Annotated in this window: 14 protein-coding genes; 10 read left to right on the forward strand and 4 right to left on the reverse strand. The window is 53.4% G+C overall.

Annotated features, from left to right (window positions below; translation table 11 throughout):
* Nucleotides 1-147: 147 nt before the first annotated feature.
* From ASG55_RS19765 to ASG55_RS19775, 3 genes are read left to right on the forward strand one after another with little or no spacing between them, the layout of a single operon-like run.
* A complete protein-coding gene (locus tag ASG55_RS19765) occupies nucleotides 148-870 on the forward strand; it encodes a secretin and TonB N-terminal domain-containing protein (RefSeq protein WP_056789488.1) in 723 nt (240 codons plus the stop codon).
* Complete coding sequence (locus ASG55_RS19770) at nucleotides 867-1,418, forward strand: RNA polymerase sigma factor (protein WP_041480103.1); 552 nt, start codon at nucleotides 867-869, stop codon at nucleotides 1,416-1,418. Before ASG55_RS19765 ends, ASG55_RS19770 begins: the two co-directional genes overlap by 4 nt.
* 32 nt (nucleotides 1,419-1,450) lie before the next feature.
* Nucleotides 1,451-2,389, forward strand: coding sequence for a FecR family protein (locus ASG55_RS19775; RefSeq protein ID WP_056789490.1), 939 nt, complete (start codon nucleotides 1,451-1,453; stop codon nucleotides 2,387-2,389).
* A 445-nt stretch (nucleotides 2,390-2,834) separates the two neighbouring features.
* Here ASG55_RS19775 and ASG55_RS19780 read toward each other — a convergent pair whose 3' ends face one another.
* Together ASG55_RS19780 and ASG55_RS19785 are read right to left on the reverse strand one after the other, a co-directional pair.
* Nucleotides 2,835-3,443: a prepilin-type N-terminal cleavage/methylation domain-containing protein gene (locus ASG55_RS19780; RefSeq protein WP_056789492.1), complete on the reverse strand. Its 609-nt coding sequence runs from the start codon at nucleotides 3,441-3,443 to the stop codon at nucleotides 2,835-2,837.
* The gene (locus ASG55_RS19785; RefSeq protein WP_056789495.1) at nucleotides 3,440-3,886 is read right to left on the reverse strand and encodes a GspH/FimT family pseudopilin; all 447 of its coding nucleotides are present in this window, start codon (nucleotides 3,884-3,886) and stop codon (nucleotides 3,440-3,442) included. Before ASG55_RS19785 ends, ASG55_RS19780 begins: the two co-directional genes overlap by 4 nt.
* Nucleotides 3,887-4,006: 120 nt before the next feature.
* On the opposite strand from ASG55_RS19785, the gene ASG55_RS19790 reads away from it, so the two are divergent.
* From ASG55_RS19790 to ASG55_RS19810, 7 genes are all read left to right on the forward strand, one after another.
* Nucleotides 4,007-4,444: a type II secretion system protein N gene (locus ASG55_RS19790; protein ID WP_056789498.1), complete on the forward strand. Its 438-nt coding sequence runs from the start codon at nucleotides 4,007-4,009 to the stop codon at nucleotides 4,442-4,444.
* A gap of 241 nt (nucleotides 4,445-4,685) precedes the next feature.
* A complete protein-coding gene (locus ASG55_RS26890) occupies nucleotides 4,686-5,126 on the forward strand; it encodes a hypothetical protein (RefSeq protein ID WP_156388206.1) in 441 nt (146 codons plus the stop codon).
* On the forward strand, nucleotides 5,110-5,469 hold the full coding sequence (locus ASG55_RS27735; protein ID WP_156388207.1) for a TIR domain-containing protein: 360 nt from the start codon (nucleotides 5,110-5,112) through the stop codon (nucleotides 5,467-5,469). Before ASG55_RS26890 ends, ASG55_RS27735 begins: the two co-directional genes overlap by 17 nt.
* Nucleotides 5,470-5,610: 141 nt before the next feature.
* Nucleotides 5,611-6,354 carry a hypothetical protein gene (locus ASG55_RS19795; protein WP_056789500.1) on the forward strand — a complete coding sequence of 248 codons (744 nt, stop codon included), beginning with the start codon at nucleotides 5,611-5,613 and terminating at the stop codon, nucleotides 6,352-6,354.
* A 507-nt stretch (nucleotides 6,355-6,861) separates the two neighbouring features.
* Entirely contained in the window at nucleotides 6,862-8,295 is a 1,434-nt protein-coding gene (locus tag ASG55_RS26895) for a hypothetical protein (RefSeq protein WP_156388208.1), read from the forward strand.
* A 68-nt stretch (nucleotides 8,296-8,363) separates the two neighbouring features.
* Complete coding sequence (locus ASG55_RS19805; protein ID WP_056789506.1) at nucleotides 8,364-9,560, forward strand: hypothetical protein; 1,197 nt, start codon at nucleotides 8,364-8,366, stop codon at nucleotides 9,558-9,560.
* Between the two features lie 520 nt (nucleotides 9,561-10,080).
* Nucleotides 10,081-10,998 (forward strand): hypothetical protein, encoded by a 918-nt coding sequence (locus ASG55_RS19810; RefSeq protein WP_056789508.1) that lies wholly within the window; start codon nucleotides 10,081-10,083, stop codon nucleotides 10,996-10,998.
* A gap of 155 nt (nucleotides 10,999-11,153) precedes the next feature.
* Here the strand turns inward: ASG55_RS19810 and ASG55_RS19815 are convergent, their stop codons facing one another.
* Both ASG55_RS19815 and ASG55_RS19820 read right to left on the reverse strand, forming a co-directional pair.
* Complete coding sequence (locus ASG55_RS19815; RefSeq protein WP_156388209.1) at nucleotides 11,154-11,480, reverse strand: hypothetical protein; 327 nt, start codon at nucleotides 11,478-11,480, stop codon at nucleotides 11,154-11,156.
* A 21-nt stretch (nucleotides 11,481-11,501) separates the two neighbouring features.
* Nucleotides 11,502-11,924, reverse strand: coding sequence for a hypothetical protein (locus tag ASG55_RS19820; RefSeq protein ID WP_056789513.1), 423 nt, complete (start codon nucleotides 11,922-11,924; stop codon nucleotides 11,502-11,504).
* Nucleotides 11,925-12,045: the final 121 nt, after the last annotated feature.

The raw sequence follows: 12,045 nt of genomic DNA on the forward strand, positions 1-12,045 counted from the left end.
CCGCCTCCTGGCCCGCCCGAATGGGCCGCTCTGGCTTTGAGTCTAGTGCAAGCGCGGCGCAAAACCCGTGATGGTTTTTTTGCACCGCCCGTCATACCAGAGTCATAAATGCCCCGCAGGATAGCGATTTTCAGGGGTGCGCCAGTCGTGCAGCGAGGCAGTTCGCGGATCAGTCTTCAGCGCTCGGCGACGCTTGTGCGCCGCGCGGGTCTGGGGTGGCTGCTCGGTCTGCTGGCCATCGCGGCCAGTGCTGATCCGGCAGCGGCAGACATGCGCATGACCTTGCACATCCCGGCGCAGGAACTCGCTCGGGCGTTGGATCAATACAGCCGCGCCACAGGCGTTGCGGTGCTGGTCGACAGCCAGTTGAGCAGGGGCCGTCGCTCCCTCGCCGTGGATGGCGAATTCACCGCCGCCGACGCCTTGCGTCATTTGCTCGGCGGCACCGGGTTGATGGCGCGCTACGCCCGCGCCGACGCGTTCACTCTACAAGCGGCGCAGGTGGAAGATCTGCCGATGCCGACGGACAAACCCACGCCGGCCGCTGTCGCGGTCAACCGCAGTTATGCGACGGCGGTGCAAGCGGCGATCGAGCGCAAGCTGTGCCGCTCGCCGCTGACACGGCCGGGCAGTTATCGCGCGGTGTTGCAGGTGTGGGTCGGGCGCGACGGCGTGGTGCAGCACAACCGGTTGGTCACTTCGACCGGCGATGTACGGCGCGATAACGCGCTGGTGGAAAGTTTTCGCAACCTCACAATCGATCGGCCGACGCCCAGCGCCTTGCGCCAGCCGGTCACGTTGCTGTTGTTACCGGAGTCGTCAGGGAAACGCATGGAATGCACGAGATGGGAAGGAGTTTCCGGGGGATGAAAGACGCCGGACAAAGCACGATGGGCCAGCTGTTCCTCAGCTCCTACGAGGATTTTCGCGTGCGCCTGCGCCGCCGCCTCGGCTCCGAGGACCTGGCCAATGACGTGCTGCACGAAACCTGGCTGCGGGTCGATCGCATGGAGACCCCGCCGAACCTGCTCAAACCCAACGCCTATCTGTATCGCATGGCCCTGAACATCGCCGCCGACCGCCGTCAGGCCGATGCGCGCCTGCTCACCGGCACCGAAGTCGAGGAACTTCTGCAACTGGGCGACGAAGCCCTCGACCCGGCGCGGGTGGTCGGTGGGCAAAAGGAGATGCAGGCCCTGCTCAGCGCCTTGTACGAACTGCCGGCACGACGTCGGCGGATCTTCATCGCCGCGCGGCTGGAAGAGGCGCCGCACCTGGAAATCTCCCAGCGTTTCGGCATTTCCACGCGCATGGTCGAGAAGGAAATCAAAGCCGCGTTGGGCTTCTGCGCAGCGAAACTGGAAAGAAAAGTGTTTCAGCGGTTCGGTCGCGGGGCCGGAAAACCGTCTAGCGAATAGTGACCCGATTAATCCGTTGAGAATTTGCGCGTTTGAACATCTTTCGACTGAAACCCGCCGAGCCTTCGGCCACCGAGTTGCTGCACAGCGAAGCCCGCGACTGGCTGATTCTGCTGACCTCGGGCCGCGCCACTGTCGCCGACGCCCGCGCTCTGCGCGAATGGTGCGCGCAGAGTGGCGAACATGCCCGGGCCTTCGAAGAAGCCAAGCGGCTATGGCATCACCTGCAACCGGCCGCCGAAGCGTTGCAGGGCCGACGCAGCTTAGGCCGACGGGCATTTCTCGGCGGCGCGATTGCCGCATCCGCCGCATTCCTGCTGGTGCGCGGCACGATTCCCGGTGGCTTTGAAGGGCTGGGCGCTGACTACATCACTGAAGTCGGCCAGCAACGCCGGGTTGAACCGGCGCAAGGCGTCAGCCTCGAACTCAACACCCAGACCCGCATCAACCAGCGCAGCGTCGAAAACGGCGTGCAGGGCTTTGAACTGGTCAGCGGCGAAGTCGAAGTGCAAACCGCACGCCTGCCGCTGGCGATGCAGGCCGGGGCAGGGTGGTTACGCGCCATTCAGGCCCGCTTCAACCTGCGCAACACCGACCAGCAAGTCTGCGTGACCTGCCTCGACGGCGCGGTCGACGTCGCCCTCGAAGGCCGCAACCTGCGCCTCGAAGCCGGCCAGCAAATCACCTACGACACACGGCAAATCGGCAACGTGCAAACCGTCGACACCGCCGCCGTGATGAACTGGCGCCAACAAGTGCTGGTGTTCAACGGCGCGACCCTTAGCCAGATGATCGACGAAATCAACCGCTACCGCCCCGGCATGCTCCTGCTGCTCAACCGCGAACTCGGCCAACGCCGCGTCCAGGCCCGCTTCAACCTCGACCAACTCGCCGGCGTCGCCTTGCTGATCCGCGACGCCTACGGCGTCAAATGCACCGAACTGCCCGGTGGCGTGGTCGTGCTCAGCTAACCAAAGCCCAGCGCAATCCAAATGTAGGAGCTGCTGAAGGCTGCGATCTTCTGATCTTGATCCTGCTTTCTGTGGGAGCGAGCCTGCTCGCGAAAGCAGTTTCCCAGCTGACCAATATCTTCCGGTCGCACTCGAACCCTGTGGGAGCTGGCTTGCCAGCGATGACGGCCTAACAGACCGCCCCCAATTCAATTGTGGGAGCGAGCCTGCTCGCGAAAGCGGTTGCCCAACTGACCAATATCTTCCGGTCGCACTCGACCCCTGTGGGAGCTGGCTTGCCAGCGATGACGGCCTAACAGCCAACCAACCTGCAACTGACCGCCCCCAACCCAATTGTGGGAGCGAGCCTGCTCGCGAAAGCGGTCTACCAGTGACAACAATATTGACTGACCCACCGCAATCGCGAGCAGGCTCACTCCTACAAAAAAAGCTGCGGTGACCCCGGCTATTGCAACAACCCAATCACCTGCCGATACCGCTCAACCCCCTGCCCCGTCTGCCGACTCAGACTAATCTCCAACCCCAACGGATCCTCCCGCCGATTGCCACTCAACTGCCGCCAGCCTTTATCGATCTCCCAAACCCGCACCTGCACATCACTCACCTCACTCAACACCGCAACCCCATTCCCAGGCGCGGGCAACGGATAGCGACTGCGCGCCTCAGCCACCGCCCGATACAACGTATCCCCCTTGACCCACCACCGAACCCGCTGCAACGCCCCCGGCTGATCCGCCGCGCTGCGAATAATGTCCAGCCGAAACCCCTTACTATCACTGCTGCGCACCGTCACCGCCGGCGGCGCGGTCGGCGCCTCATCCTCAGCCCCGACCTTGCGCGGCTCGCTCAACTCCACCCCCGCGCGCATGTCCACATCGCGCTGCAACTGATTCAACACCCGCAACAACCCATCGCTCTGCTCACTGCTCGCCTGCAAATGACTGTCCGCCCGCGTCACACTGTCCAGCCCGCGCCAGGCAATCAGACTCACCACCGCCATCAGCAGAATCGCGACCATCACCTCAATCAGAGTGAACCCTTGCTGAGTCTTCATTGAACACTGATCCGCCCACTGCCATCGCGCAGCACACTCAGCCGATTGGCCCCATCCGACAAAATCAGCCGCAACGGCGGATTGATCCACTCGGCATTCAGCACCACCGTCTGCCGAGGCTCCACACGCACCTCGATCTTCGGGCTCTGCCACGCACGCGGGCGCAACTGCGCATCCTCCATGAACGACTCAAACCCCACGCCATCATCCCCACGCCGCCCAAAGCGAAACCCCTTGGCATCCGCCACCCACACAATCGGCCGCCCATCGGTGCGAGCCTCCGCCTGCGCCACCTGCAACAACTGCGCAACCCGCTCGGCATCCTTGCGCAACAACTGCAACGGATCGGGCCTGATACTCAAACTGATCGCCGCACTGGCAATGCCAATAATCACCAGCACCACCATCAACTCGATCAACGTAAAACCCTGCTGCCTGCTCATCACCCGCGCGCTCCTTGGCGTCCCACCCCATCGTGCCCGGCGAACATGTAAGGCATGTGAAATAAAACGGAGAGAATTGCCGCGTAGGCTGGCAACAGGGACAACAAGGAGCGACAACCCATGAAATTCACCCCACGGATTACCCCGGCGCAAACCGTCCAGGCCCTGGCCCTGCTCGCCGCCCTGGTGGGCGTCGCGACATGGTCGTCGCTGCTGCTGACCACGGCGGAATCCCACACACCCGCAGCCGCCCCGCAAGTGCTCGCGGCGAGGAGCGATAGCCCGGCGTTGCAGTGGTTCTCCAATGAGACCGCACCGGTGGATATCAAGGTGAGCGGGGTGATCGCGGGCGGGAGTGGGACGGTGGCGATATTGAGTTTGAATGATGGCGCGCCGAGGAGTTTTTTGGTGGGGGAGAAGGTTGGGGTTGGGGTGAAGTTGGTGGGGGTTGAGGGGGATGGGGTGGTGATTGAGCAGGGTGGGGAGAGGGTGAGGTTGGGGGTTGAGAGGTTGGGGGAGGGGGTGGAGTTGCCGAGGCTGATCCGGCCGGAATTGTAGAGCGGCGAAAAAGGGAGAACTCCCGAGGTCTGGGCGTTTGCTTTTACCCAAAAGCCAACAATTGTGGTTGTCCGTTATCGGCCAAAAGCAGACAGTTGCGCCCTTTTTCTTTCGGCGAACTCAAGATTACTCAAGCTTGCCTCTTTCTTGATTGCTTGGCATATGCGTTTCTGCAATCATAAATCGATATCCTTCATTAGTCGCAATTACGATTCCGTCGAAAAAATTCAAGGCTCGCATAATGGAAAGAGACGAATACAAAAAATGCCACGAAGACGAACTTGACTGGTCATCAATTGAGCAGCTTCATGAGGCTACTTTACAAATAAGCAATCAATGCTTTGAATATAAAAAACTTTGCGTTGGCGTAATTGGAATCATTATCGCGGCGCTACTCAAATTCGAGACATCCACAAGTTGGAGTTCGATTTCTAACATATGCGCCGCTATAAGCTTTGGTTTTTGGCTGTGCGATGCTAATGCATACTACTACCAAAGAGCTAATAGACAGAAAATAAACAAGCTTGTCGATCAAATAAGAACTCGAAATTCAAACAAGCAAGAGCATGTTTCAAAACTTGAAAACTCTTGGGCAAGCGCATTTTTCAATCGATCAATGAGTCTATATTTCTACGCATTGACACTTTGCTTTGGGGCAGTTCTTTATGAAAAAATCGCATAATTCATGCTTAAATAAAGACAACAAGATATTTGTCAGCTACACGACTCGAGATTCGATCATAAATATGGAATCCTTAGCATCATTACTGCACACGATCTCTTCACTAGGGAAACCTTTTATTGATCTTATCCATAATAATTCCCCAATGAAACAGGCTCGCGTAAAATCCGAATTACAGAACTCAACCCTATTACTGCTACTGGAAACGGCATCGGTTGAAAAATCCCAATGGGTTCAATGGGAGATTAAAATGGCCAAAAGCTGTGGAATTCCAGTGAAATCAATAAAGATTCATAACATTATGCCAACCAAACAACAGTTGATAGTCGCGCTAAACAGCTAGAACAGCGGCATGCAGCCGGTCAGACGAGACCGCTAACGGGCACATTCGGACATTCACCAGGTCATCCCGAGCACAGCATTTCAATCGACCGGTTATTCCTGCGATGCTTGCCTCTGCATCATCATATTCCGAAGGAATTTTATGACAACCGAGAGCGAAAAATATATCCGAAGCAAGGCTCAGATCAAGCAAGCCTACAAGCAAACCGTGCGAATCAGTCGCAACCAACGCAAGACCAATAGAAACTATCGTCTTGAAACCCTATATTTTTGGTCCGCTATGATAAGCCCGTCAGTTGTGGCGGTATTACTGGCAATCCTTGGCAAATCCATCGTCGCCCACTGGATGTTCAACGTAAGCTGGGTGCTGATTGCCATGTCTTATCTGGCCTTGTTCCTCTACCCTTTTGTGGGTGTGTTGCTGTACCGCCATTCGTTAAAAAAAGTGATTTCTGCTCCGTTTGCCAGCCTTTTGGAGTGGAACGTTAAAACGGTAATGCAAATCGACGCACAGTATTTGCCCGAACTCTCAGCACTTTCTCGTGAGACTCTAAAACTTGGCGCACTGGAACTCAAAAGCGAGCGCAACGGATTCGAAAAGCGCACCTACATGTTAGTCGGCGCATTGGAAAAAGTTGGGATTTTCCCTGGCTTCCTTGCCCTATTTATCGGCATTTCGACACTCATTAAAACTCTCGACGGCGCAGGCATCAGCGCACGTATGGATTGGGTATTTGCCGTAGCAGTGGCAAATGTCTTTTTCTTCTTCATGTGTGGCTATGTGCAAATGATGCTTGTGCAATATGATCGTATGATCGCGCTCACTGAATTGGCCATAGAACTCAAAAAAGAACGTCTCGAATCCGACAAAGCGGCAACGCGCTAGATAACGCTTCCTACCTCCATTACTAAATGCTGGGCGTGAGTTGCAGCTAAACCAGGCGACATTTCCATGGTCCATGAAGCCTGCCATTCGAAGACTTTACGAATTCGCCTTCACTCACAGGCAGCAGCCGACCCAGAGCTGCCAGTCAGTCTTTTCCATGGTCTCCCCGAGATTTGTCTGCGAGGAACATACGTCTGGATGAGACGCCTATAAGTCCTACAGGCAGAATCACGAGAAATGGGTTTGTCGCCGATCTTCCATTCAGTGTCATAGCACTCACCTCAAGAGCTTAGGCATTCTCTGAGATGGCATCTGTGCTTGAACCCTTGGCACCACATTTTGCCCTCATTGATGGACTGAAGACATGCCAGACTGAGTTGGGCTGGCAAAAATCCAATCGAGGAGCTGCAACTTGAAAAATCCAAGGGGGGCTAGGAGGCATATCAATGACTGCCCGTAATGGCGCCATGATACTATGCATCTCTTTCCGAGCAATGGACTGCCCCCGTGAGCGAGTCAAAACCACTGAGTAAGCACGTCGCAACGACACCGCATTTCGGTAACGTCGAGTATTTGAGCGCCATAGAAGTGCGCGACGAGGGCATTGATCAGGCTGAGGCCAGTTTCTGCACAGTGACTTTCGACGCTATACCTATGCAGCTTCTGCCTTTCTTACGCCGCGCCAGCTCCCAAGAAATCCTTAACGCTCCAGACATGGCATTGAGTTTCCTGTTGATGGAAGCAGAAATCCCCATTGCCGATTTTCAACAGGCTGTGGGAAACGGTGGCTGGTGCTCTCTCATTGTCTCAGACGATCCAGAGGCTAGCGAGGGTTTCTATGAGGCTACAGCACTTGAGTTTTCTCAAGATGGGCAGGAATTTACTCCGACAGTCCTCTACGTGAAGATCAATTCATCGCCACCTGACAAAAAAGATCTTAAGGCGCTAAAGCGAGTTACCGAGTGTCGACATCATCCAAGTGTGGCATTCGATAATTTAGGAGTTCAACCGAAAGACGATTTGTTCGTTGTAGTTTACGACGTCGGTCAGGCCAACATGTGCGCCATTATCGGTGAGGATTGCAAACCTAAAGCGTTCTTTGATTTCGGATGGCCCATAAACGCTAAACGCAGGTCGGCTCCAAATTGCCTGGCCTTCGACCCGTTGGCTGGCGATGATCCAGCCAACCCTGCTCCAGTCTTCCTTTCGCATTTAGATTGGGATCACTGGGGATATGCTTATCAATCTGGTCGCGCTACGAGAGACGCACGCGGCTTCTGGAAGACACACGTTACGTATCGGCCCGGCGTACTAGATCGTCCGTGGGTAATGCGACGGCCGTCCGAAAGCATGAAGCTGGGTATCAGCCATGCACACCTTCTATTTGAGTTGCAAAATCAAATTCTCCACGACGGCAGTCGCGCATTGAAATTCTGGCCCTCTGCCAGAACACAGGTTCATTGGGGTGCTTGCGTATTATTTGCCTGCAATCCGGTTCTTGGTACACACGATCCGAAGTACTTGCGCAACAATTTAGCTTTGGGCATGTTGGTGGAAAACTCCCAAAGTCCCTACTACAGACGCGTGCTACTCTGTGGAGATGCCGATTACACTTCTATCGCCTCACGGTACAAACAAGACCTGAGCGGAATTGTGGCACCTCACCACGGAGGTCGAGTAACACTTAACTCGATTCCTGCGCCAGGCGCTCACACCAATGATCACCGATATATGGTATTTTCAACTCATGAAGGCTGCTATTCTCAAATACCGTCGACCGACACCATCGATGAGGCCCTAAGATTAGGTTGGAGGATTTCCCGAACTGACGAGCGACGGAGATGCTTGTGTGGCCACGGCGAAAGACGAAACAGGTGGTTTTCCCTTTCCAGAACTTCAACTCCAAATTGCGGCCGTTACTGCACATGCTGCTGTCGGTAGCTTTATTTACGTTGCTCGGTGATTCCTTAGTTACATCTTCCGTAAATACTAGATAGAAGGAATTTAAAGTGAAAGTGAGCATGCTCACTGAGCGGGAAGCCACTAGTGCTCTCAAACGATTAGTTAAAACATGCAATCGATATGCGGTAGCAGTTGCATGGGCTGGTGCGAACGAAATTGTCGAATCCATGCTGGATGCAAAAAAGAAGCTCGGAAAGGTCATAATTGGTACACACATGTATCAGACGGATCCGGCAGTGCTGCGTCGCTTTAGCAAGTGCAAAGGTGCGCGCTGCCTACCTCCAAGCGGACGTCTTTTTCATCCAAAACTTTATTTTTTTGAAATGTCTGACGGGTACGCAGCGGTCGTTGGAAGCCATAATCTGACAGGAGGTGCCTTCGGAGGAAAAAACATTGAGGTTAGTGTGTTACTCAAAGGCGGCGAAGAAAACTCTATTTTTCTCGACCTAAAGAATTTTATCGAATCGCAATGGTCTGTTGCTGACGATATCCTTGAGGATGAATTTCTGTTTGCCTATGAGGCTCAGTACTTTGTAAATAAAGAAAAACTTAATGACTTAAATAAATTCCATAACTTTTGCAGGCCACGTGCCGGCGCGAAAACTTCACCTTTAGCCATCACATGGTCGAGTTTCGTCGATGACGTCAAAAACGACGACCATCACAATCTGCAGGGTCGGCTTGCCGTTCTGGAACGCGCAGCTACATTGTTTTTGAAACACGACTCATTTGACGCTATGCCTCGCCCCGAACGCAAAGCTATTGCTGGGACTTATGCGGCTAACGAGCGAGGACTCGATAGTATTGATTGGGCTTGGTTCGGAAGAATGTCTGGTCAAGGGGACTTCAAAAACTTGGTCAATGAGTCTCCTCAATTGCTTTCCAAAGCACTGGACAATATTCCTGTCGACGGAGCAATTTCTGAGGGTAACTATGACTCCTTCTGCCAGGATTTCGACCTCGCTTTCCGCAACAAAACTCACAAGGGCGGGATAGCAACGGCCTCTCGTCTCTTGGTAATGAAACGTCCGGATTTCTTCGTGGGCGTCAACGATGCTAACAAACGCGGCATATGCGATGCATTTGGTGTAGCTCACACAACGCTAGGCTTAGGAAATTATTGGGAGCGTATCGTTGTGCCGATGCAGAATAGTCCTTGGTGGCTAGCGCCAAGACCTCGAACGACGCTTGCTGCGAGAATTTGGGATAACCGGTCAGCGTTGCTCGACAGCATTTATTTATGAGCCAAAGTAGTTTTAAAGGGTGTCACTAGTGGCTTCTTTCTGCTCTCGCTGGCAGACTGCTTCTGGCCGTAAACAGCCTCTCAGGAACGTTCGCTACTGGCCGAAAGCAGGCGGGAATTACCTTGTTTCAGCTGCGTCAGGAGGCCAGCTCTCATAGAAAGAGCCGCATACAGGAATCGGGTTGCCATCCATATGGTGTGCGGCCCATGCCAGTAGGTGTGCCATACGTTCGGCAGCAACTGGCGACAGCGTTTAAGGCTGGAAAAGACCATGGGGGCGGCAGCTCTTGGCCGAAAGCGGTTGACCTTGTGTGGCAACTAACGGCCAGGAACAGCCATTCGAGACCGTCGCCTGGCCGGTTGCTGCCTGCGGCGGAGGGCCGCAAGCGACCCAAGGCTGCCGCTGGTTACTAACCGGGGTGGCCCGAATGGAGCGTCAACATCCCTCTAGTTAGCTTTCAGGTGACTTCTATCCCAACTCTGAGAGATGATCCTAAATAGTCGCCGACATGGAGAAGAGCATGGACGATAGGATTTTGCAGCTAATCGGAGATGCTCAGTTCGAGCGTGAGCTGTATGAAGCCGCGACATTGAACCTCGAGGACCGCAGAAACAAGCTGCGTTTTCATAACTTCGCCTTCGCTATGCGTGAGCTGGTGGGGCACACGCTGAAGCGCCTTGCTCCAGATGCTGAAGTGAGAAAGTGCATATGGTGGCAGCAAAAGCCAGAAGGCGTTGTCCCGCAGGTAACGCGAGTCGAGCGGTGTGTTTATGCAACGCAGGGCGGACTTTCCAATCACTACGTGCGGACAAAGCTGCGGCTTGACTTCGCTCAGGAGTTCAGTGAATTTCGGGATGCCGTAATCCGTTTGAACGAGTACGTTCACATCACACCGGAAGTTTTCCAGTTGGAAGACGACGACATCAAGCACCTCGCACTGGAAACAACCGAAGCCGTGGCCGTTCTTATGGTATGCATTCAGGAGTGCAGAGCCGCGGTTGGAGATCGGTTATCAAGTGCGATCAGTGATGCAACAGTCCAGCAGATAGTCGGAGAAAGCTTGGACGCTGTAGATGAGCTAGCTACGCACTATTCTCTCGAGCAAATCTACGTGGATTCGCATGAGGTTACCTGTATCACTTCGCAGACCGTTCATATCAAAGTAAGCGGTAGCCTAGGCGTGACACTCCAGTGGGGTTCCAACTCTGATCTCAGAAGGGGCGACGGAGCCGAACTGGATGAATCCTTCGAATACACCTGCGAATTGACTTGTGAAGCGGCAAATCCAGATCCTGAGGCGCTTGAGTTCGTCGAAGACTCGTTGATGGTAGATACGCGAGACTGGCACGATCATGAGGATGAATGGAGCGCCCCTGCAGCAGATACCCTTCAGGATCCCGAGCCTCTCGACGCCACTGACATGCGGTCAGACTTCTAGACTCAGTTATTTATCTATACCACACGGACGACTGTTATGGAGCCATAGCTACCTGCCGGTGGCAACCGGCAGCCATCGGCAGAAAGTAGCCAGAAGGCCATCTATTTTTTATGCTTATTCTGGCTACCTCCTCATTCGCAAAAAGTTATACTCTTTTACTTCGTGGTTTCTTTCTGTACATCAATTGATTTCCAATATTTTCGTACTATTCTGTCCCACCCGCCCGGAAGATTATCCCCGGTGGTAATTAGGAAAGAGTCATCATCTTTAAAAATGTTGAACTTGCCTTTGACCTTCCAATAAAATTTATCTTCCGCCATTTGTATTGGCTCGCCAAATGCCTTCTCCAGCTGGGCCTGAAGATAATTCGCCTCTACACTTTCTCCAAAACCAGATCGAGTCATGTACATAACTTGATAGATGTTTTGTGGAGCTTCATCACTATAATAATAAACGACACTCCCAAAGAGAGGATGATCCACATCCAGATTAACAAATCCATCTTATTTTTTTATGAGAGTGCCCGCAAAGACTTTTTCAACGATGCTGATTGGCTGTCCAATCTTGACCTTATCAAACGAAGATGGATATACCCCGCCCTCAAAAAATAGATTCCCTAGTTTGAAACTTGAAAACTCAAGTTTTGTTTTTTCCAACATCGCCTTAACGGATTTCAACTCATCCGACAGCTGTCTTTTTTCAGACGAGCTGGTAACTATATTTTTTTCGGCGACTTGCTCTGCTATCAGCTTCTGTGCTTTAACATCTTTAAGCTGTCTTTCAAGCTCGCTAACCTTGTAGTCACTCGCTGCCATTTGAGCTGGCAGCAAAACCTCTTTATACAACGCAATACATATAGCAATAGTTCCTGCTACCGAAACTCCCGCCACATATACGGGATGATCCACCCAACTCCCATTAGCCATGCTTATCCTTAAAATATTAGTTGGTTGTTAGTCTTATTATTAACAGCATGAGTCTTAGCTGATGACTTCATCAGACGCGAAGGATTGATCACCATGTATAATCCACTTCAGATCTGCAATT

The organism is Pseudomonas sp. Leaf434, from assembly GCF_001425545.1.
Classification (GTDB): Bacteria; Pseudomonadota; Gammaproteobacteria; order Pseudomonadales; family Pseudomonadaceae; genus Aquipseudomonas; species Aquipseudomonas siliginis.